We start from the raw sequence: 21,703 nt of genomic DNA on the forward strand, positions 1-21,703 counted from the left end.
TCCCGCCCCGCCTGATCGGGCCACCAACTCGGGCGGCCGCTCGCACATGTGCACCACGATCTCCACGACCGGCTCAGAGCAGTCCGTGGTCACGGGCGTACAGGGCGGCCTGGGTGCGGTCGCGGAGGTTGAGGCGGCCGAGGATGCGGGAGATGTGGTTCTTGACGGTGCCTTCGCTCAGGAAGAGCCGGGTGGCGATCTCCCGGTTGGTCGAGCCGCCCGCGAGAAGGCGCAGCACCTCCACCTCGCGTCCGGTCAGTACGTCGGCCGGCCCCCGGGCCTGACGGCCTGGCCGCTCCGGGGCCGGGGCCACCGGAGCGGTGGCCGTCAGCGCGGCGGCCAGGTCGGCCATCACCGAGGTGTCGAGCTGGGCGACCCCGGCGTGGACGAGGCGTACGGAGCGGGCGAGTTCGGCGGAGGGGAGGTTCTTGAGCAGATAGCCGACGGCCCCGGCTCCGAGCGCGCGGGCGACGTAGTCCCGGTCGTCGAACGTGGTCAGCATGACGACCCGGCAGGAGGGCACCCGGGTGGCGAGGACGGCGGCGGTCTCGATGCCGTCCATGCCGGGCATCCGTACGTCGACCAGGGCGACGTCCGGCCGGTGGGTGACGGCGGCCTCGACCGCCCGCGGTCCGTCGCACGCGGTGGCGACGACGGTGACGCCCGGCTGGATGCCGAGGAGCGAGGCAATCCCCTCCCGTACGAGCTCCTGGTCGTCGACCACCAGGACGCGCACGGGCGCACCGGGATTCCCGGGGCCGCTCATCCGGCGCTTCCCGCATGCAGCGGGCTGCGGGGAACCATGACGGTGACCACCGCTCCCCCGGCTGCCGGGTGATCGTCGAAGTCGACGCGCCCGCCGAGGAGTTGGACCCGTTCACGCATACCGCGGATCCCGAAGCCGGTGCCGCGGGGACGCGCGGTGGGGGCGGCGGCGAAGCCCCGCCCGTTGTCGGTGACGACCAGCCGGGCGGCGGACTCGCCGTAGGCGGCCGTGACGTCGATACGGGTCGCCCGCCCGTGCCGGTGGGCGTTGGTGAGCGCCTCCTGGGCGGCCCGGTACAGGGCGGTGAGTGATTCGGCGTCGTACCCGGCCTCGTCCCCGGTGATCCGGAGGGTCACGGTCAGGCGGTCGTCGCCGAGGTGTCGGACCAGGTCGGCGAGCGCGCGGGTGAGGGAGAAGGGGCGGGCGTCGCGCAGCGCGCTCACGGATGCGCGGACCTCCGTGAGCGCCCTCCCGGCGGACCAGCGGGCGTCCGACACCGCTGTGGCCGAGGCCCCCGGGTCGAGTTCCCGGAACGCCTCGGCCTTCTCCAACTGGATGGCGACGGCGGTGAGATGGTGTCCGAGGCTGTCATGGATCTCCCGGGCGACCCGGTTGCGCTCGTCGGCCGTGGACAGCTCCGCCACCCGCAGGGCGTACTCCGACAGCCGCTCGTGCGAGTTCTCCAGTTCGGCCAGGACGCCTTCCAGCCGTACCCGCCCCTGCTGCTCCCGCACGGCGACGGCTGCCATCGACAAGGCCAGCGCCAGCCCCAGGGCGAACATCAGCAGGTCGGACACGTACGCCGACCGCACCCACCACCCGGGTACCCACAGCGTGTAGCCGGCGACCAGCAGGGCGACGCAGCCCGCACCGCTGACGAGCCCGGCCCGCCGGCCGAACGCGAGGCAGGCGGTGAACGGCACCAGCACGAGCAGGGCCCGCGAGACACCTGAACCGTCCAGCGCGGCGACGGCCGAGAACAGCACCAGGCGAGTGGCCAGCAGGGCCGCCGCGGGACGGGCGGGGGTGCCGGGTGACCGGCGGCGCCGTTCGACGGGTTCGAGGGCGAGGAGCAGAAGCAGCCCCGCCACGAAGCCCGCGATGCGCCCGGCGTGCACGGGGCCGTCCGAGACGGCCGTGTGGTAGATCCCCCCGGCCAGGACCGTCGTGTACAGCACGGGCGGAATCCACGGCACGGCGGTCGGCGGTGAGGCCATCGGATCCCCCTCCACAAAGCTCATCACCAAGGGACGGTACGGGACCGAGGCCGCCGGGCACCGGTCCCGCCCGAAGTGTGGCCACCGGTCATGTGCCGATCGGCACGGGTGGCCCCGGCGGGTGTGCCGGATGCCCGCGAGGTGTGGCCGTCCGGCACTCCTCGGCATCAGGGCCCGCGGCCTACGGTCCACCTGTTCCTGTTCACCGCACCACCCATCCCGAGAAGGAGTGCTGGAGCCATGTCCCGCCCGATGTACCGACGTCGGCGCCTCCTCGCCGCCCTCGTACCCGCCCTGCTGGCGGTCGGCCTCCTCCCCTCAGCCGGGGCGAGCGCCGCCGAACCGGCCTGCGAAGGGGAGCGGCTGCGCGTCCCCGGCGCGGAGCGCCTGGTCAGCCACTGCGTGGACGACCTGACCACGACCGGCACCCGTCCGCTGGGCCTCACCAACCCACAGGACTACGCCGGGCTTCAGGCCCGCAACACCGTCAACCCCTCGAACGTGCCCGGCATCCAGCTCGACGGCTACTTCCCGGACACCTCCCGCACCAACACCAACAACGGCTGGAACCACGACAGCCAGTTCGTGATCCGGCTGCCCGACAACTGGAACGGCGGCCTGGTCGTCGCGGGCCCGCCCGGCCTCCGGCGCCAGTACGCCAACGACCAGATCATCAGCGACCAGGTACTGGCGAAGGGCTTCGCGTACGCCGCCACCGACAAGGGCAACACCGGCCCCGAGATGTACCGGGACGGCGCGAAGCCGGGTGACGCGGTCATGGAGTGGCATATGCGGCTCACTCAGCTGACCGTCGCCGCCAAGCGGGTGGCAGCCAGGCACTACGGCAAGCCGCCCACCCGGACGTACGCCGCCGGCCTCTCCGCGGCCGGCTATCTGGTGCGCTGGCAGCTCGAGCACTTCCCGCGGCTCTATTCGGGAGGCATCGACTGGAACGGCCTGCTGGTCACCCGGGACGAGCCCAACCTGCTGACCAACCTGCCCCCGGCCCTGCGTGCCTTCCCCCGGTGGGAGCGGGGCGAGCCCGGCGCGGCCGAGGCCATGTACGCCGAGGGGTACCCCAGGGGCTCCGAGGTTCTGTGGAAGGCCCACTACCTGAACCAGTGGGACCTGCTGCAGCGCGTCATCCGCGAGGAGTTCGACCCCGACTACGACGGCGCCACCCAGGCCGGCACGCCGTTCTGCGCCGAGGGGACGGGCGCCGGCTGCGACACCGACTACGACTACGCCTCCAGGCCCGACAGCGTCCACGACGCGATCGAGCGGGTCTCACTGACCGGCCGTATCACCCGGCCGCTGATCACCGTCCAGGGCACATTGGACGTCCAGCTGCCGATCACCCGGACCGGCGATGTGTACGACCGGATGGTGAAGGACTCGGGCCGGGGCAAGCTGCACCGGTACTACCGGATCGAGGGCGGCACCCACGCCGACGGCTTCCACGACCTGGCGCCGAAGGTCGTACGGCCGATGCAGTCCTGCTTCACCGCGGCCTTCGACGCCCTGGTGGCGTGGACACAGCGCGGTGTCACCCCGCCGCCGAGCCGCACCGTACCCCTGCCCGGCGGCGAGGCGACCACCGGCTGCACACTCTGACGGCCCGGAACGCCCGGGAGCCGGCCTCGCGCGGAGGCCGGCTCCCGGGTCCCTTGGCCGGAGTCAGCGGTGCCGGGGGCAGGTCCCGCTTCCGGACCAGGTGTCCTCGCGGCCCGTCCGGCGCCGGACCGCGATCACCACGAAGATGCCGGCGAGGAGCGCGAGCCGGGCGAGGACTCCGGTGACCGTGGCGGCCGTTCCGGTTCCGGGAAGCCGGCCCCCGGGTTCCGCGGGCTTCGAGCCGGTCCCGGCCGTGGGCGAACGGTTGACACTCCGGAGCCCACGGAGGCGTGGCGGCCCTCTCCCGGGCCCCGCTCGCGTCTCGCGCTACCGCGCCGCCCCGGGCCCGGCCGCCGTGCGCCCGTACACACGGCTCACGTTGTCCTCGGGCACCGGCATCGTCCGGGCCGCCGGGCCCGCCGAGAAGGCACGGAGCACGTTCTCGGTCGCGCGGGTGACGAAGGCTCCGGTGCGCGCGTCCAGCCCGTGGTTGCGGCCGTTCTCCCGGGTGCCGGCCATCAGGCCTTCCACCCATCGCATGGTCCCGGCGGCGAAGACACCGGCACCGCTCGGGACGGTGTAGTACGCCGTGTCCGCATGGCTGCTCCGCCCCTTGCAGATCAGCGGGGAGTGGGCGACGATCTCCAGCGGCCCCGGGGTGGGCGCGTCCGGGGTGACCCGGTCGTACTCCACTCCGACGAGATGGGCGAACGAGTCGCCCGTCCGCACCCCCGTGTCCGCGAAGATCCAGTGGTCCGCGTTGTGGACGACGTAGGAGGCGTCGGTGGGATAGCCCTCGTAGAGCACCCCGGTCAGGGCGGACTCCGGGGCGGGCGCGGGCGGTGATCTGAAGTCGTTGGTCGGCATCGTGGGGTGGTCCGCCAGCGCCGGGTCGCTCCGGTAGCCGGACTTGTAGCAGACGACCGTGCGCAGGGCTCCTCCCGGCCCGGGCTCCAGCCTGATCCGGCGGAAGCACGCGTTGGCCCCGAGGAAGGCCACGTTGGCTCCCGCGTCCCGGGCTTCGGTGACATGGCGGCGCTGCTGCGGGGTCCAGTACTCGTCGTGGCCGAGCGAGATCACGGCGGTCGCCCCCTTGAGCACCGAGGGGTCCCGGTGGACGTCCATACCGGTGGTGTACGCCAGCGGGATGCCGAGCCGCTCGGCGAGCGCCACCGCGGCCCGTTCGTAGACGGGGAACTTCTCCGCGCCGTTGCTGTCGTACGGCCGGTCGAAGCTGACGGCCAGCGACCGGGTCCCGTACGAGCCGTCACCGCCCGCGTAGAGGCTGTACCCGCCCCATCTGTTGTACGCCTGCCAGGTCGCGGCGGCGTGCATCAGCAGGGTCCGGCCCCGGGCGGTCGCGGAGCGGACGATCAGCGGTACGTACCGCTGGTGGCCGTTCTCCGCGTCCAGCCTGAGCAGATACGCGCCTTCGGGCCAGCCCTCGGTGCTCACCCACGGCGGAGCGCTGCCAGCCCGCCCGTACCGTCTGGGTGGCGCCTTGCGGACCCGGCCGGCGCTGTGCACGGCCCGGCAGGCGGCCGGACCGCCACCGCAGCCGCGCCTGCGCGCCGCCGTACCAGCCCATCCGGTAGGCCGAGACGCGGAAACCCGGTGCCGTGGTGGAGACGTACAGCCCGAACTCCTCCCCCGGCAGCACACTCACCCGGTCGGTGTAGCCCTCGACCGCCCCGGGCGGGCCGACCGACCGGACGCGCCAGTCGGAGGTGCCCGGCAGGTCCCGCTCCGGGGCCGCGGGGCGCCCCGTCCGGCCGGGGCCCGGTCCGGAGGGCGCCTCGGCGGTGAGGCCGCAGCCGGTCACCACCCCGATGGCGGCGCCACTCGCCCCCGCAGCGGCCGCGCCGAGGAACGTCCTGCGGTCCAGAGCGCGCCCGGGGCGGCCGTCGGGGCCGTGGCCGGGGCGGGCCGAGTCGTCGTCCATCGTGTCCGTCCGCGCTGCCGTGCCGACGCTGCCGTACCGTCGCGCTGTCGGATCGATCCTGCGGCGGCCCGCGTACGCGGGCGACCGGTGGAGGGCCGAATGGCCGGTACGGGCGGAGGCGCCTCCCCCTTCCCCCAGCCCGCCGGTGCCCGCGCCGGGGCACCGGGGCCGTACCGCCGTCCCGTATACGCCGGGGGCCGGGCGGATCGCACCGGGGGCGGGATGCCGTGCGACCGGATGTCCTCACCGGGAGCGGACGAGTGCGCGGGCGGCGGCCCGTGCACCGGAACCGCCCGTGGCACCCGACCGGCGCGGCTCCCGGGACCCGGCGCCCAGCCGGGCGGCATCGCCGTCCCGGCAGCCAAGTGGCCAGGGTGGCCCCGGACTTACTCACCCTGCCGTGCAAGGTTCGGACCGTCATGGCAATCGGACATCGGGATGATCGTCTGCTGCTACCGTGCAGCGGTGCCCACTCACGCAAAGCCCGCGTCACTGCTGTCCGCCCTGAGGCCCCGGAGCCAGGACCGTCTCTACGACTTCTACCGGGATCTGCGAAACACCGACGAACTCTTCTGGGACCGTCATCTCAACGCCTGGATCGCCACCAGTCATGCTGTGGTCAGCAGCACGGCGAGTGATCCACGCTTCTCCTCGGTGCGCTATCCGGACATCGAGGCGGTCTCCGAGGAACTACGGCCGCTGGCCCGGGTCCTGAGCCGGCAGATGCTCTACAGCGACGCCCCCGACCACGCCCGTTTACGCGCCCTGCTCAGCAGAGCCTTCACGCCCCGGGCCGTGGCGGCGCTCCGCGGCCGCATCTCCGACGCCGTCGACCGGATCATCACCCGCGCGGAGCCGGCCGGCCGGCTGGACATCGTCGCGGACCTCGCCCGCCCTCTGCCCCTGGCCGTCATCTGCGACCTCCTCGGCGTCCCGGAAGAGGACCGGCCCGTCCTGTCCTCCTGGTCCGACCCGATCGCCGCGGCCATCGGCAGCTCCCGGCTCGACGCCGACGAATCCCGGACCGCCTCGCAGAGCATGGCCGAGATGCTCGCCTACCTCCGGGAACTCCTGACCCGCGAGGACGGCCCGCCCGCGCCCCACACCCTGCGCGCCCTTCTGGCCACCGGGACCGAGAACCCGGACCAGGACTTCGATGAACTCCTCGCCAACACCGCCCTGCTCCTGATCGCCGGGCATGAGACCACCACCCACTTCATCGGCAACGCGGCACTCGCCCTCCTCGACCACCCGCGGGCCGCCGGGCAACTGCGCGACCGCGGGGACCTGATCCCCGCCGCCGTCGAGGAACTCCTGCGCTACGACAGCCCGGTGCAGTTGCTGCTGCGCAGGGCTCGGCACGACCTGGACCTGGCGGGCCGCTCCATCGCCGCCGGTCAGGCGGTGCTGCTGGTGTGCGGCGCCGCCAACCGGGATCCCGCCGCATTCCCCGACCCCGACGTACTGGACTTCGAGCGCCCCGGCGGGCGGCACATCGCCTTCGGGTACGGGCCGCACTTCTGCCTCGGCGCGGCGCTGGCCCGGCTGGAGGGCGCCGTCGTCCTGGAGGCACTGCTCACCCGTCTGCCCGACTGGAAGCTCGACGGCGCCGCGCCGCGCTGGCAGAACAGTCTCAACTTCCGGGGACTGACCGGCCTCGACATCGCTTTCACCCCGTCCCCCGCACCATCCCAAGAGCCGTACGCGGGCCCGGTCGACCGGATCCTGTAGGCCAGGATCCATCCGCAGGACCAGCGGTCCGGGCCCGGTGGACCGGGGCCCGGCCCACCGGGCGGGGGAGGGCCGGGCACGGGAGCGCCCCCAGGGGCGGCGCAGCGGTCAGCGCGGGATGAAGACCGGCTTCAGGTGGGTGAAGAACACGATCCCGTCCTCCGCGCCCTCGTACTCACCGCGGCCGCTGTTCTTGCGGCCGCCGCCCGGCACATGGTGGTCGCCGACGGAGGTCGGCATATTGATGCCGACGCGGCCGGCGTCGACGGCGGCCGCGAAGCGCCGGGCCCGGTCGGTGTCCCGGGTGAAGACGGCCGCGCACAGGCCGTACGAGGTGTCGTTGGCGAGGCGGATCGCGTCGTCGAGGCCGGTGGCGCAGAGCAGGGAGACGACCGGGCCGAACACCTCCTCCTGGACCAGCGCCGAGGCGGGGTCGGGGCGTTCGACGACGGTGGGCTGGATGTAGTAGCCGTTCGCCACGTCCTCGCCGGTGTGCGCGCCGCCACCGACGAGAACGGTCCCGGTGAGCGTGTCGGGCCTGAGGTAGGAGAGGACCTTGTCGTACTGGACCTTCGAGCTGACCGGTCCCATGTCGGTGCCCTCCGAGAGGCCGTCACCCACCCGGACCTGCCGGGTCCGGGCGACGAAGCGGTCCCGGAACTCCTCGAAGACCGGTTCCTCGACGATGATCCGGCTGGTCGCGATGCACCACTGCCCCGCCGCCGTGTACGAGGCGGACACGGCGGCGTCGATCGCGCGGTCCAGATCGGCGTCGGCCAGGATCACGAGCGGATTCTTGCCGCCCATCTCCACCTGGACCTTCACATCCCGGCCGCCGGTGTCGCGGGCGACGGCGAGCCCGACACGGGTGGAGCCGGTGAAGGAGATCGCGCCCGGCACCGGGTCGTCCACCAGAGGGGCTCCCGCGTCCTGCCCGGTCCCGTACACCAGGTTGAAGACACCGGGTGGCAGACCGGCCTCGGTCAGGGCGGCACCGGTGATCTCCGCGGTCACGGGGGTGAGTTCGGACGGTTTGACCACCACCGTGTTGCCCGCGACCAGGGCCGGCACACTCTTGCGGATGACCGCGCTGAAGGGGTAGTTCCAGGGCGTGATCAGCGCGGCGACACCCACCGGCGAGCGGGTCATCTCCACGTCCAGGCCGGACGGGAGCGACCTCTCGCCGTACAGCAGCCCGGGCGCGATCTCCAGTTGGTATCCGGTCGCCGCGAGCGCGCGGGCGATCTCACCCTCGCACTCCGCGAGCGTCTTCCCGGACTCCAGCACGTCCGCGGTGGCGAGTTCGGCGGCCCGTTCCCCGAGGATGTCGAGCGCCCGGCCGATGATCCCGATCCGCTCCCGTACGTCCGTGGCCGCCCAGCCCGGTGCGGCGGCCTTCGCCGCCGCGATCGCCTCGGCCACGTCCTCGGCCGCGGACGCGGGGCAGGTGGCGACCGTCTGATCGGTGTCGGCCGGGTTCTCGCGGGAGATCGTGAGCCCCGAGACGGCGGGTCGCCAGGTCCCTCCGATCAGATTCCGCACATGCCGGATGCCTTCGGTGGTGGTTCCCATGATGTCGGCCTTTCCCTGTCCACGAGTGCGATGTCCTGGTCGTTCGTACGGGAGTCCCCTGACTGGTCACCGGCCGTGCGCCGGGGATCAGCAGTCAGGAAGGGAGTTCGGTCATTCAGAGCGGACCGGAGCGAGGGCGGCTCCGGCGAGTGCGAGGGTGCCGAGGATCTCGGCCCGGCCGCCGAGCGGCGACGGCAGGAGGTAGTTCTCGATGTCCGTCACCACGGGGGTCACACCGGGGTCGTCGCCGAGCCGTTCGACGGTGGCGTCCCGCAGTGCGGCGAGCATCCCGGGCACCGCCATGAGGACTCCGGCGACGACGATGCGATCCGGTGACAGGAGATAGGTGAGCGCGGTGGTGAGCTGGGCGAGGTACCACGCCTCCAGCCGGACCGCCTCCCCGGGCAGCCTGTCGAGATCCGCGCCGGTCAGTCCGCCGAGCGCCGAAGGGCTCCAGCCGAGGCGTGCCGCGATCGCACCGGCCTTCGCCAGCCCCTCCAGGCAGTCGCGGTGGTGCCGGCAGCGTCCGGCCACCTCGTCGGACGGGTGGCGGGCGACCGGCAGATGGCCCATCTCCGGGTGGGCACGGCCGTGCACCGGTCGTCCGCCGGTCACGGCGCCCGCCCCGAGTCCGGTGCCGACGGTGAGATACGCGACGGTGCCGAGCCCCCGCCCGGCACCGGCCGACCACTCGGCCATCGCGGCGCTGTTGACGTCCGTGTCCAGCACGATGGGGACGTCGAGCGTACGCCGGACCGCGCCCACCAGGTCGTAGCCCTGCCACCGCGTCATCAGCGTCGAGGTCACCCGGCCGTACTCCGGTTCTCCGGGGCGCAGCCCCAGCGGGCCGAAGCAGGAGAGCCCGAGCGCGGTGACCTCGCCGTACCGCTCCTGCTGTCCGGCCAGATACCGGGTGACGCGGTCCACGGTCTCGTCCGGCGAGGTGACCGGGAAGCCGGCCGTGGCGTGGACGTCGCCGGGTCCCGTACCGATCGCGCACCGGATGCGGGTGCGTCCGACTGCTATCCCTGCCAGCATCATTCCTCCTCGGTGTCCTCGGGGCGCTGGGTGCTCTGTCTGTGATGTCTGCGCTGGCTGCGCTGTTCGGGGGTGACGGGTGCCCCGGTCTCCGGGTCCCAGTACGGGCGGGGCAGCGAGAACACCTCGCCGAACCGCGTGTACGCGGAACCGGCCAGCCTGCCGACGGGCGCGAGGTGCCGGGGGGAGACCCGGCCGTCGCGCCAGACCGAGGGGTCGACCCGGATGTGTACGACCTCCCCGATGACGAGGTTCGCGCCGCCGACGGAGATCTCGCGTTCCAGCCGGCATTCGAGATGGGCCCTGGCCTCGGCCACGTGCGGCGCGGTGACCCGTGCGGAGGGCCGCGCCGTCAGGCCCGCCCACTGGAACTCGTCCTCCTCCGGCGGGAAGTCGGCCGCGGTGAGGTTCATCGCCTCGACCAGGTCCTCGGACACGATATTGACGACGAAGTCCCCCGACGCCCGGACGTTCCGCAGGGTGTCGCGGACTCCGGTCGCGCTGAAGAGGATGTGCGGCGGCTCATGGGCGACGAGGTTGAAGAAGGAGTGCGGGGCGATGTTCGGGACCCCGCCGGGGCCGCTGGTGGACACCCAGGCGATGGGGCGGGGCACGACCAGAGCGGTCAGCAGAAGGTAGGTCTCGCGGTGCGGCCAGGCACCCGGATCCAGTTCGAGTGGTTCGTCGAGCCGCCGGGGCGGGCCGCCGGTGGGGTCCTTCATGATCGACCGCCCGAAGTGTGAGTACCATTGGCGCGCTCATCCGTCGCGTCCGAGGAGGTGGGGACCGTGTTTGTCGAGCACCGTACCTTCGCCAGGGCCGATCCCTCGATGGTCCGCGCCATCAACCGGCGGTCGGTCATCGACGCGATCCAGCACCACGGTGTGCTGTCGCGGTCGCAGGTCTCGCGGGTCGTCGGGCTGTCCAAGCCGACCGTCTCGCAGGTGTTCACGGATCTCGTCTCCGCCGGACTGATCCGTGAGGCCGGGTCCACGCACGGGAGCCAGGGTCCGAAGGCCGTTCTGTACGAAGTGAGCAATGAGGCCGCCTGGGTCGTCGGGATCGATGTGGGGCGCCGCTGGGTGCGCGCGGCGCTCGCCGATCTGTCGGGCACCATCGTCGCCCGCCACGACGAGCGGGTACGGCTGCGGAGCAACCGGACGCTGCTCGACCAGATCGGGGCGATCACCAAGACGGTGATGCGGGACAAGGGCGTCGGCTGGGCGCAGGTCAACCAGGTGACGGTGGGCAGCCCGGGTGTCGTCGACCCCGCGCGCGGGCTGATGATGCTGGCGGCGAATCTGCCGGGCTGGGAACGCCAGGGCATCGTCGGGGAGATCCGGGCGCAGTTCGAGACGGACGTCGACATCGAGAACGACGTCAACCTGGCCGCCCTGGGCGAGTTGTGGAAGGGGTACGGCCGGCAGTGCGGCAACTTCGCGTATCTGTCGGTCGGTACGGGAGTGGGCCTCGGCCTGGTGATCGACGGCAGGCTGCACCGGGGAGCGCGCGGGCTCGCCGGTGAGATCGGGTACCTCCCGATCGGTCTGGACGGCGGCGCGGAGAGCGGACCGCCGTGGCGGGGCTGGTTCACCAGCCCCGCGGTCTCGGACGCGATCGCCCGCCTGGGCGCGGCGCGCGGCGCCGAGCGCCCGATGACGCTGCGCACGGTCTTCTCCCTCGCGCGCAAGGGGGATCCGCTGGCCCGCGAGGTGGTCCAGACACAGGCACGGCTGCTGGCGCGGGCCGTCTCCACCGTCGCGGCGGTGGTCGACCCGGAGGTGGTGGTGCTCGGCGGCGGTGTCGGCCACAACGGCGATCTGCTGATGCATCCGATCGAGACGGAGCTGCGGTCGCTGACACCGCTGTCGATCCAGGTCGTGAACTCCATGCTGGGCACGGAGGCGGTGCTCCACGGCGCGGTCGGCAGTGCGGTGTCGACGGCCTGGGACCGGCTGCTGAGCGAGCCCCCGCCGGGCCCAGGCGGCTGAGCGCCGGTCGCGGTGGGCCGGGGGTGGCCGGCAGCCCTGTGGGTCCTGGCGGTCCCGGCGCACCCGGTGGTGTCGGCGGCCCTGCCGGTCCGGACGGGCGCGGCCATCCCGGAGGACCCCGTGGCCGTGCCGGACCCGACGGTCCCGGCAGTCCGAGCGGACCCGGTGGGCCCGGCGGAACCTGCGCCCGTGCCGAGGGTGCTCATACCGGGCCCGACTCGATCGCCGTTCCGCTCAGCGGGTCCGCGGGCCCGGGTGCCGGCTCGTCGGCCGCCGCCCGGGGCACCCGGCGGCGGCCGAACGCCCGGGCCACGCGCTCCTCGGCGCCCGGTTCGGCGTCGTCGAGCGACGCCAGCCCCCGCAGCGCCGCGCCGAGGACCGGCGGGGAGGTGAGTACGCGGATGAGCGCGTGGGGTGCGACGGCGGTGATGCCCTCCCGTACTCCGTCGAGGAACGTGCGGTCCCCGGAGTCGAAGAGCCCGCCGCCGAGGACGACCGGGACACGGGTGCCGGCGAGTTCCAGGCGGCGTACGGTCGTGGAGACATAGGTGACGATCTCGTCCGCGATCCGGTCGATCAGTTCGCGGGCGACCGTGTCGCCCTCGGCCGCCGCGCGGAAGACGGTCGGCGCGAGCGCGAAGAGCTGGCGTTCCTGGATGCGGGACGTGTAGACGGCTTCCGCGACGGCCATCGGTGTGGGCAGCCCGTAGTACTCCGGGACGGCCCGTTCCAGGATCGTCCGCCGGCCCCTGCCGTCCGCCGCGCGCACGGCCTGGCCGAGTGCGCGCACACCGAGCCACCGCCCGCCCGCGACCCAGTCTCCGGAGATCCGGCCGAGTGCGGGAAACCGCAGTTCGCGTCCGTCGGGTGCGATGCCTACGCAGTTGAGGCCGGTGCCCGCGCCGACGGCGACGCCCCACTTCTCGGGGCAGCCGGCCCACAGCACGGAGAAGGCGTCGTTGTTGAGGACGAGCGAGTCGGTGAGCCGTTCCGCGCGCAGGGCGGCTCCCACCCGGCGGTCGTCCACCGGCAGATCGATCCCGGCGAGGCAGAAGACGCCGACTCGTGCGATCGGGGTGCCGGAGGGGAATGCCGGATCGGGCGGACCGGCGTGCGGCCCGCACGGATCCTCAGGACCTGTCCCTTCGCTCGGGTATCCGGCCTCGGCGCGCAGCAGCGCGACGCCTTCCCGCAGGGCGCCCACGGCTCCCTGTATCCCGAGCCGCTGATGCGACGAGCCCGGCCCGCGTACGGCGGCGACGAGTGTGCCGTCCGCCGCCACCAGCGCCAGATCGGTCTTTGAGTTTCCGCCGTCCACAGCGAGGACGGCCGCCTTCGTCATCGTGTCCCGTGCCACCTGTGCCCCGTCGTCCCGAGTCCCGCAGTTCTCTGTCACTCACGACTATAGTAAGGGATCATAACTATCTACTGCGTTTCCTTCCAGAGAAGAGGAGTGATCCGCATGGCGGTCAAGATCGCTGTGATCGGCGGGGCCAGCACCTACACCCCGGAGCTGGTCGACGGACTCGCCCGGTTCGGGGACCGGATCCGCGTCGGGGAGCTGGCCCTGCACGACATCGCCGCCGAACGGCTGGAGACCGTCGGCGGGATCGCCGGCCGGATCCTGCGGCGGCACGGCTGGGAGGGCCGGCTCACCACGACCACCAGCGTCCCCCGGGCGGTCGAGGGCGCGGACTTCGTCGTCGTACAGCTGCGGGTGGGCGGCCAGGAGGCCCGGCTCCTCGACGAGACCATCCCGCTCTCCGAGGGCCGCGTCGGCCAGGAGACCACCGGCGCCGGCGGGTTCGCCAAGGCGCTGCGAACGGTCCCCGTCGTGCTGGACCTGGCCGAGCAGGTGGCCCGGCACGCGGCGCCCGGCGCCTGGATCGTGGACTTCACCAACCCGGTCGGCATCGTCTCCCAGGCACTGCTGGACGCCGGACACCGGGCGATCGGGCTGTGCAATGTGGCGATCGGGCTGCAGCGGAGGTTCGCCGGGCTCCTCGGTGTCGCTCCGGACCGGGTGGAGCTGGAGCACGTCGGCCTCAACCACCTCACCTGGGAGCGCGCGGTCCGGGTGGACGGCGAGGACGCGCTGCCCCTGCTGCTCCGCGCACACGGCGACACGCTCGCCGGACATCTGGAGCTGCCGCGCGAACTGCTCGACGACCTCGGGGCGGTTCCGTCGCGCTATCTGCGGTTCTACTACCGCACCGCCGACATGGTGGCCGCCCAGCGGGCCGGCGACATCCGCGCGCGGGAGGTGATGCGGATCGAGCGGGAACTGCTGGAGCTGTACCGGGACCCGTCGCTCGACACCAAGCCCGAGCTGCTCACCCGGCGGGGCGGCAGCCACTACAGCGAGGCGGCGGTGCAGCTGATCGCCTCGCTCCACGACGACCGGGGCGATGTGCAGGCGGTCAACGTCCGCAACGACGGCACCGTCCCCGGCCTGCCGGACGACGCCGTGGTGGAGGTGTCGGCGCGCATCGGGGCGGACGGCGCCACGCCGGTGGGCGTCCGTCCGCTGCCGCCCGAGCTGCTGGGGCTCGTCCAGCAGGTCAAGGCGTACGAGAGGCTCACCGTGGAGGCGGCCCTGACCGGCGACCGCCGCACCGCACGACTGGCCCTCATGGCGAATCCGCTGGTGAAGGACTGGGCACCGGCGGGGGCCCTGCTGGACGCGCTGCTCGAACAGCACCGCGGAAACCTCCCCGCGGTCTGGACGGGCTGAGGACGGCGCCGACGGCGATGGCACCGGCAATGGCGATGAGGAGCGACGGCCAAGGACACGACTTGGTAAGCAGCCCTTCCTATCTATTGCCACAGCAGAGACACGGGATTACATTCACCACTCCCGGGAGGGCCATCACATCGGGGACATTCAGCCCGAACCCTCGCGCCAGGCGAAGGAGGCGTTCAGATGGAGGGATCCCGACGGACCGGAGGCCGCCGACGCGTACCGGTCGTCCTCGTGGCCGTGGGCACGCTGGTGGCCGCGCTCACCGCGGGGTGCGGCAGCGGGGACAGCGGCGGCGGCAAGGTCCGCCTCACGATCGGTACGTTCAACGACTTCGGCTTCAAGGATCTGTACAAGGAATACATGGAAAAGAACCCCGATGTCACCATTGTGGAGCGGGTGAGCGACTACCAGACGCACCACAAGCAACTCGCCACCCAGCTGGCCGCCGGCCGCGGCGCTCCGGACGTGGTGGCCGTCGAAGGGGACTTCCTCGCCCAGTTCACCGCGCAGCCGCAGAAGTTCCGCAATCTGTACGACTTCGGCGCCGGCGAGCTGGAGAGCCAGTGGCTGCCCTGGAAATGGGCGCAGTCCAAGGCCGACGCCAAGACGCAGATCGGGCTCGGGACGGACGTCGGCGGGCTCGCCATCTGCTATCGCAAGGACCTCTTCGAGAAAGCGGGGCTGCCCAGCGACCGGAAGTCGGTCTCGGGACTGTGGCCCGACTGGGAGAGCTACATCAGGACCGGTGAGCGGTTCATGGAGGCGAAGACCGGGGCGAAGTTCTTCGACAGCGGGGCGCTGATGTTCAACGCGGTGCTCGGACAGGCGCCGAAGGCGTTCTACGACGAGGACGACTCGCTCATCGTGGAGACCAACCCCGCGGTCAAGGAGTCCTTCGACCTGGTCACCAAGGCGACGGAGGCCGGACTCTCGGCGAACATCGCCGCCTTCAGCCCCGCCTGGGGCACCGCGTTCCAGCAGGGCAAGTTCGCCACGGTCACCTGCCCCGCCTGGGTGACGGCCTTCATCCAGAGCCAGGCGCCCAAGACGTCCGGCCAGTGGGACATCGCCTCCGTGCCCGGCGGCGGCGGGGGCAACTGGGGCGGCTCCTGGCTGACCGTACCGAAGCAGTCCAAGAACGCCGACGAGGCGTACAAGCTGGCCCAGTGGCTGACCGCGCCGGAGCAGGCGATGAAGGTCTTCAAGAAGATCGGCAATCTCCCTTCCACACCGTCGCTGTACGAGGACCCGGCGATGACGGGCTTCAGAAAGCCGTTCTTCGGCGACGCGCCGATCGGGCAGATCTTCACCGACTCCGCGAAGGCGCTGAAACCGCAGTACCAGGGCCCCGCTTCCGCCGCCGTGCGGCTGGCGGTCCAGAACGGCATCCGCCGTGTCGAGCAGGGCAGTGAATCACCGGCGGAGGCCTGGAAGAAGGCAGTGAGCGATGCGAAGAAGGCTGCCGACTAGCCACGCCGGGGCCGGGGCGGCGCTCGCGGGCGGGGCCCCGGCGGGAGCCGGACCGGCGGACGGGAAGAGGCCGGGGCCCGACCGGGGATCGCTGCTGGTGCGGCTCGACGAGAAGTTCTCGCCGTATCTGTACGTCTCCCCGTTCTTCCTTCTCTTCTTCGGCTTCGGTCTGTTCCCCATCGGCTACACGCTCTATGTGTCGCTCCACGAGTGGCAGCTGATCAGCGAGAGCCCCGACGATTGGGTGGGACTCGGGAACTACGCCCGTCTGATCTCCGACGAGTACTTCTGGAACGCGCTGTTCAACACCCTCTCCATCTGGGTCCTGTCCACCGTCCCGCAACTGCTGCTCGCACTCGGTCTCGCGCATCTGCTCAATATCCGGCTGCGCGCCAGGACGGCGTTCCGGATGGGAGTGGTCCTGCCGAACGTCGCCTCCGTGGCGGCCGTGGGGATCATCTTCACCCAGTTGTTCGGGCGGGACTTCGGGCTCGTCAACTGGGCGCTGGACCTGGTCGGCATCGGCCCGGTCGACTGGCAGGCCGGCCGGGCGAGCTCCCATGCCGTCATCTCGGTCATGGTGATCTGGCGCTGGACCGGCTACAACGCCCTGATCTATCTCGCGGCCATGCAGACCGTCCCGAGGGAGCGGTACGAGGCGGCGCTCACCGAGGGCGCGAGCGGCTTCCAGATGTTCCGCCACATCACCATTCCCTCGCTCCGGCCCGTCATCGTCTTCACCGTGATCATCTCGACGATCCAGGGCCTCCAGCTCTTCGCCGAACCGCTGCTGTTCGACCCGACACCCGGCGGTGTCACGGGCGGCTCGGACCGGCAGTTCCAGACGCTCACGGTCTACCTGTACGAGCAGGGCTTCCGCGAGTTCGACTTCGGCTACGCGGCCACCATCGCCTGGGTCATGTTCCTGATCATCATCGTGGCGGCGGCCGTCAATTACCTGATCACCCGGCGGATCCGCAGCAGCGACTGACGACGGCGGCGACCTCCGGCACGGGGAAGGAGAGGGAGAACGATGACCGGCAATGACACAGGGCCGCACCCGGCCGTCCGGGCTCCGGTCCGGGCCTCGCGCGCCGGCGGCCCGGACGCCCAGCGCGCGGGCCCCGGACCCGGACCCGGCAGCGGCGGCAACGGCGGCAGCGGCAGCGGCAGGGCCCGAAGACGGTACCGCCGTTCACGGTTGCAGCGGCTCCACGAGGCCGGACCGCTCACCTACGCGCTGCTGACCGCCGTCGTCCTCGCCTCGGCGTTCCCGCTGTACTGGACGGCCGTCGTCGCCTCCCACGACAACGAGGCCGTCGCCCGGACTCCCCCGCCGCTGCTGCCGGGCGGCAGTCTGCCGGAGAACATCCGCCGGGTCTTCGAGACCACCGACTTCCTGCTCGCCCTCGTCAACTCGCTCATCGTCGCGAGCGCGATCACCCTGTCCGTCCTGGTGTTCAGCTCGCTCGCGGGGTTCGCCTTCGCCAAGCTGCGGTTCCGGGGCAGACAGGCACTGCTGATGATCGTGATCGGCACCATGATGGTCCCGACCCAGCTCGGCATCATCCCGCTGTACATCCTGATGGGGCGGCTGGGGTGGGCCGGAACCCTGCCCGCCGTGGTCGTACCGGGCATGGTCACGGCCTTCGGCGTCTTCTGGATGCGGCAGTTCATCAGCGAGGGCGTGCCCGACGAACTGATCGCCGCGGCCAGGACGGACGGCTGCCACACCTTCCGCGTGTACTGGCACGTGGTCCTGCCGGCGATCCGCCCGGCCGCCGCCGTACTCGGCGTCTTCACCTTCATGCAGGCGTGGAACGACTTCTTCTGGCCGCTGGTGGTGCTCACACCGGAGGATCCCACCGTGCAGGTGGCGCTCTCCACGCTGTCGGCCGGATACTTCCAGGACTACTCCCTGATCCTCGCGGGCACGGCGCTGGCGACGATCCCCGTACTCCTGGTGTTCGCCCTCCTCGGACGGCAGATCATCGGCGGAATCATGGCAGGGGCGGTCAAGGGATGACGAGGGGCTACCGCTATATCGTCGTGGGCGGGGGCAGCGCGGGCTGTGTCCTGGCCGCCCGCCTCAGCGAGGACCCCGCCGTCCGGGTCCTGCTGCTGGAGGCCGGACCGCCGGACGACTCGGAGGACATCCGGGTCCCCGCCGCCATGCCGAGACTGTTCCGCGGTCCCTACGACTGGGCGTACTCCACCGTCCCCCAGCAGCACGCCGCCGACCGCAGCGTCTACTGGCCCAGCGGCCGGACCCTGGGCGGCACCTCGTCGACGAACGCCATGATCTATGTACGGGGCAGCCGGGCCGACTTCGACTCCTGGCGCGATGCCCACGGCTGTACGGGCTGGGGCTTCGACGACCTGCTGCCGTACTTCCTGCGCGCTGAGCGCGCGCTCGGAATCGGGACGCACCGGCACCGCAGCCGGCTGACCCGGGCCTGGGTCACCGCCGCCGAGTCGTACGGGCTGCGGGCGAACGACGGCTTCGGCGCGGATTCGCCCGACGGCACCGGGACGCTGGACGGCGTGGGCTTCTACCGGCTCACCCAGCGGCGCGGACGCCGCCGTTCGGCCGCCGACGCCTATCTGCGCCCGGCCGCCGGGCGCCGGAATCTCACCGTGGCGACCGGGGCCCTGGCGACCCGGGTCGTCATCGAGGACGGGCGTGCCACCGCGGTGCGCTACCTCCGGGACGGCGTCGAACACGAGGCCCGTACGGACGGCGAGGTCATCCTCTGCGCGGGCGCGATCCGCTCGCCGCAGCTGCTCATGCTGTCGGGCGTGGGCGACGGAGGTCATCTCGCCGGGCACGGCATCGAGACCCTCGTCGCGGCACCGGCGGTGGGGACGGGGCTCCAGGACCATCCGCGGGTCGACATGGTGTGGCGGACGCCGCCGTCCGCGCCCGTCCGCGGCAGCGCACTGCTCTGGCGGACGCTGGGGCGCGGGCCGTGGACGTCCAACGGCGGTGAGAGCGGCGGATTCCTGCGCACCCGCGAGGGGCTGCCCGCGCCCGATCTCCAGTACCACATCGTCCCGCCGGCCATTCCCGGCTCCGGGGACGGGGACGGGGACGGCTCGGACCGGGTCCTGGTGCTGGTGACCTGCTCCGACGTACGCAGCCGCGGCCGGATCGGGCTCGCGTCGGCGGACCCGTCCGCCGCGCCCGCGATCGACCCCGCCTATCTCACCGCCGAGGCCGATCTGGACGTTCTCACGGCGGGGGTGCGCATCGCCCGGGAGATCGCCGCACGGGAGCCGTTCGCCGGGCTGACGGCCGGAGAACTCCTGCCCGGTCCGCATGTGCGCGGCGGCGAGCGGGAGATACGGGAGTGGATCCGGCACAACGTCGTCACCATGCACCATCCGACGAGCAGTTGCGCGATGGGCGGAGCGGACACCGCGGTCTGCGACCTTCGGCTGCGGGTGCGCGGAGTGGACGGCCTGAGGGTGGCGGACGCGTCCGTGATGCCCTCCGTACCGAGGGGGAACACCAATGCCCCGACGCTCGCGATCGCGGAACGGGCCGCCGATCTCATCCGCGGCACGGGTCCTCCACCGGAGAGCGGTCGGGACACCGGTCCGTCAGCCGTCCGGCCCGGGCCTTCCGGGCGCCCGCCGGGCCGTCCATGAGCGACCGCACCGCACCGTAGCGCACCGCACCGTCCCGCAAGCGGTCGCCGACCGCCTGTCCGCCGGACCGACCGCCCGACCACCAACCGACCGCCAGGAGACATGAGATGCCCCGACCCCGCACGCCGTCGATCCTGTTCGTCCTCACCAGTCACGGCACGCTCGGCGAGTCGGGCCGGGAGACCGGATTCTGGCTCTCCGAGGCCGCGCACCCCTGGCAGGTGTTCACCGACGCCGGCTGCCGGGTCGAGATCTGCTCCGTCCGGGGCGGTCGCCCGCCGGTCGACGGCGCCGACATCTCCGACCCGGTGCAGCGCGCCTTCCTGGAGGAGGTCGATCTGGATACCGCCGCCCGGATCGACGACCTGGACCCCGCGGACTACGACGCGGTCCTCTACGTCGGGGGTCACGGCGCGATGTGGGACTTCCCCGGCAACCCGGCGGTGGCCCGCCTCGGATCCGCGGTGTACGCGGCGGGCGGGACCGTGGCCGCCGTGTGCCATGGACCGGCGGGGCTGCTCGATCTCACCCTGCCCGATGGCCGCCCTCTCCTCGACGGGCAGAACGTCACCTCGTTCACCAACGCCGAGGAGCGCGAGAGCGGTGTCGACGCCCTGGTGCCCTTCTTCCTCCAGGACGCGCTGGCGGAGCGCGGGGCCGACCACAGCGATGCGGGCGTCTACCAGGCACATGTCGTCGTCGACGGCCGACTGGTCACGGGCCAGAACCCGGCGTCGGCGACGGGTGTGGCGGAGGCCGTGCTGACGCTGCTGGCCCGCTGACCAAGGCGCCGGGAGCAGGCCGTTCCTGACGCTCCGTTCCCAGCACGAACCGAACGGGATGTGACCAGTTACTGCATCAGTTCGGTGTGGGGGTGTTCCGGCGCGTCCGGGCAGATGTAGAGCTGCTGCTTGTAGCCGCTGCCGATCTGGACCTTGGTGGGTTGCCTCGCATCGGAAGAGCCGGGGCCGGTGGCCGGCCCCTCGGCCGGATGCCCGTACGGATTCCAGCTGCGGGTGGTGCCGGAACTCTCGAACGTGGCGATGGTCAGCAGGGCGTCCATCTCGCTGTCGCAGGCGGGGCAGAGCCTGGGTGCGGGGTCGGTGGGGCCCCAGGAAGGCCAGCCGCCGGCTTTCCAGCCGGGCGCGACGGACAGCGCGCTGTCGTAGAACTCCTGCGGGTAGGGCGCGTAGGAGCTGTCCACACCCGCGTCGGCTGCCTGCCAGAGGCTCCAGTTCCCCAGCTGCTCCCGCAGTTCCTTGCTCAACTCCATGGGACTGGGGTACTCGGTGACCCGCTCGGGGCTGATCAGGCAAGGCTCGGGCAGATAGTGGTCGAACTGCATCGCGGGCGGTTCCGGGGGCGTGGTGAGATGCTCGGTCACCGTGGCCGCCGACCGCCAGAACAGCGCGGTCCTGGGCATGACCGGGTGGTCGAAGGGACACCACAGGACCTGGAGCAGGTCCGCCCCTTCGGGCGCGTGCAGATCGGGTACGTCCCGTACGTACAGCTGCGCGACCGGCAGCATCGCCATGGAACCCTCATACGGCCGGGCGACCGCCGGCTCCGGTGGAAGCTCCCGAGGGGGACGGATACGGCGGAGGGACTCCTGCTCCCCCGGGGTCATGCTCCTGTTGTGCGCGGCGGCACGTATCCGTCGCTCCAGCCTCACGTCCGCCGGGGACATGGCGGGGTTCATTCCGTCCACCGCATGAGGTCCCCCGCAGTGCGGCCAGGGCTCGTCGGCGGGCCACAGCAGCGGCCCGCCGACCGAGCTGTCGTACGGCGACGGAGACCCGGGGCGGGGGTGCAACCGGGTCGCTGTGCGTGCCAGCGGGGCCAGTCGGGGGAAGATCGCGGTGACGTCGAGTGGCCGGGGCGGAGTGGTCGGAATGCCGTTCATGGCCGCAATCCTGTCAGCAGCCTCCGGCAATGCCGCTCGCGGTCACCCCGGGAGCAACTCCCTGC

The 21,703-nt window shown here is 72.2% G+C and carries 17 protein-coding genes; 9 read left to right on the forward strand and 8 right to left on the reverse strand.

Annotated elements, in window-relative coordinates; translation table 11 throughout:
* Positions 1-73 precede the first annotated feature (73 nt).
* Together ACIBCM_RS06915 and ACIBCM_RS06920 are read right to left on the reverse strand one after the other, a co-directional pair.
* On the reverse strand, positions 74-766 hold the full coding sequence (locus ACIBCM_RS06915) for a response regulator (RefSeq protein ID WP_399240903.1): 693 nt from the start codon (positions 764-766) through the stop codon (positions 74-76).
* Positions 763-2,007: a sensor histidine kinase gene (locus ACIBCM_RS06920; protein WP_399240904.1), complete on the reverse strand. Its 1,245-nt coding sequence runs from the start codon at positions 2,005-2,007 to the stop codon at positions 763-765. The genes ACIBCM_RS06915 and ACIBCM_RS06920 overlap by 4 nt, the downstream gene beginning before the upstream one ends.
* A 216-nt stretch (positions 2,008-2,223) precedes the next feature.
* Here ACIBCM_RS06920 and ACIBCM_RS06925 point away from each other — a divergent pair, with 216 nt between their 5' ends.
* On the forward strand, positions 2,224-3,597 hold the full coding sequence (locus ACIBCM_RS06925; protein ID WP_399240905.1) for a tannase/feruloyl esterase family alpha/beta hydrolase: 1,374 nt from the start codon (positions 2,224-2,226) through the stop codon (positions 3,595-3,597).
* 327 nt (positions 3,598-3,924) lie between these two features.
* On the opposite strand, the gene ACIBCM_RS06930 is transcribed toward ACIBCM_RS06925, so the two are convergent.
* Positions 3,925-5,052: a N,N-dimethylformamidase beta subunit family domain-containing protein gene (locus tag ACIBCM_RS06930; RefSeq protein WP_399240906.1), complete on the reverse strand. Its 1,128-nt coding sequence runs from the start codon at positions 5,050-5,052 to the stop codon at positions 3,925-3,927.
* 952 nt (positions 5,053-6,004) lie between these two features.
* On the opposite strand from ACIBCM_RS06930, the gene ACIBCM_RS06935 reads away from it, so the two are divergent.
* Positions 6,005-7,270, forward strand: coding sequence for a cytochrome P450 (locus tag ACIBCM_RS06935; protein WP_399240907.1), 1,266 nt, complete (start codon positions 6,005-6,007; stop codon positions 7,268-7,270).
* 108 nt (positions 7,271-7,378) lie between these two features.
* Here ACIBCM_RS06935 and ACIBCM_RS06940 read toward each other — a convergent pair whose 3' ends face one another.
* The 3 genes from ACIBCM_RS06940 to ACIBCM_RS06950 all read right to left on the reverse strand — a co-directional run bounded on the left by ACIBCM_RS06940 (position 7,379) and on the right by ACIBCM_RS06950 (position 10,602).
* Positions 7,379-8,842: an aldehyde dehydrogenase family protein gene (locus ACIBCM_RS06940; RefSeq protein ID WP_399240908.1), complete on the reverse strand. Its 1,464-nt coding sequence runs from the start codon at positions 8,840-8,842 to the stop codon at positions 7,379-7,381.
* Positions 8,843-8,953: 111 nt separating this feature from the next.
* Positions 8,954-9,883 carry an ROK family protein gene (locus tag ACIBCM_RS06945; protein WP_399240909.1) on the reverse strand — a complete coding sequence of 310 codons (930 nt, stop codon included), beginning with the start codon at positions 9,881-9,883 and terminating at the stop codon, positions 8,954-8,956.
* The gene (locus tag ACIBCM_RS06950) at positions 9,880-10,602 is read right to left on the reverse strand and encodes a flavin reductase family protein (RefSeq protein WP_399240910.1); all 723 of its coding nucleotides are present in this window, start codon (positions 10,600-10,602) and stop codon (positions 9,880-9,882) included. Before ACIBCM_RS06950 ends, ACIBCM_RS06945 begins: the two co-directional genes overlap by 4 nt.
* A 66-nt stretch (positions 10,603-10,668) precedes the next feature.
* On the opposite strand from ACIBCM_RS06950, the gene ACIBCM_RS06955 reads away from it, so the two are divergent.
* On the forward strand, positions 10,669-11,871 hold the full coding sequence (locus ACIBCM_RS06955) for an ROK family transcriptional regulator (protein WP_399240911.1): 1,203 nt from the start codon (positions 10,669-10,671) through the stop codon (positions 11,869-11,871).
* 202 nt (positions 11,872-12,073) lie between these two features.
* Here the strand turns inward: ACIBCM_RS06955 and ACIBCM_RS06960 are convergent, their stop codons facing one another.
* The gene (locus ACIBCM_RS06960; protein WP_399240912.1) at positions 12,074-13,267 is read right to left on the reverse strand and encodes an N-acetylglucosamine kinase; all 1,194 of its coding nucleotides are present in this window, start codon (positions 13,265-13,267) and stop codon (positions 12,074-12,076) included.
* A gap of 66 nt (positions 13,268-13,333) precedes the next feature.
* Here ACIBCM_RS06960 and ACIBCM_RS06965 point away from each other — a divergent pair, with 66 nt between their 5' ends.
* From ACIBCM_RS06965 to ACIBCM_RS06990, 6 genes are all read left to right on the forward strand, one after another.
* A complete protein-coding gene (locus ACIBCM_RS06965) occupies positions 13,334-14,605 on the forward strand; it encodes a 6-phospho-beta-glucosidase (RefSeq protein WP_399240913.1) in 1,272 nt (423 codons plus the stop codon).
* A 189-nt stretch (positions 14,606-14,794) separates the two neighbouring features.
* The gene (locus ACIBCM_RS06970; RefSeq protein WP_399240914.1) at positions 14,795-16,084 is read left to right on the forward strand and encodes an extracellular solute-binding protein; all 1,290 of its coding nucleotides are present in this window, start codon (positions 14,795-14,797) and stop codon (positions 16,082-16,084) included.
* Entirely contained in the window at positions 16,062-17,075 is a 1,014-nt protein-coding gene (locus ACIBCM_RS06975; protein WP_399240915.1) for a carbohydrate ABC transporter permease, read from the forward strand. Before ACIBCM_RS06970 ends, ACIBCM_RS06975 begins: the two co-directional genes overlap by 23 nt.
* Positions 17,076-17,117: 42 nt before the next feature.
* Entirely contained in the window at positions 17,118-18,110 is a 993-nt protein-coding gene (locus tag ACIBCM_RS06980; protein WP_399240916.1) for a carbohydrate ABC transporter permease, read from the forward strand.
* Positions 18,107-19,735 carry a GMC family oxidoreductase gene (locus ACIBCM_RS06985; RefSeq protein ID WP_399240917.1) on the forward strand — a complete coding sequence of 543 codons (1,629 nt, stop codon included), beginning with the start codon at positions 18,107-18,109 and terminating at the stop codon, positions 19,733-19,735. Before ACIBCM_RS06980 ends, ACIBCM_RS06985 begins: the two co-directional genes overlap by 4 nt.
* A 107-nt stretch (positions 19,736-19,842) precedes the next feature.
* Entirely contained in the window at positions 19,843-20,517 is a 675-nt protein-coding gene (locus ACIBCM_RS06990) for a type 1 glutamine amidotransferase domain-containing protein (protein WP_399240918.1), read from the forward strand.
* A 68-nt stretch (positions 20,518-20,585) separates the two neighbouring features.
* Here the strand turns inward: ACIBCM_RS06990 and ACIBCM_RS06995 are convergent, their stop codons facing one another.
* The gene (locus tag ACIBCM_RS06995; RefSeq protein WP_399240919.1) at positions 20,586-21,638 is read right to left on the reverse strand and encodes a hypothetical protein; all 1,053 of its coding nucleotides are present in this window, start codon (positions 21,636-21,638) and stop codon (positions 20,586-20,588) included.
* Positions 21,639-21,703: the final 65 nt, after the last annotated feature.

The sequence above is a fragment of the Streptomyces sp. NPDC051018 genome (assembly GCF_044456085.1).
GTDB lineage: Bacteria > Actinomycetota > Actinomycetes > Streptomycetales > Streptomycetaceae > Streptomyces.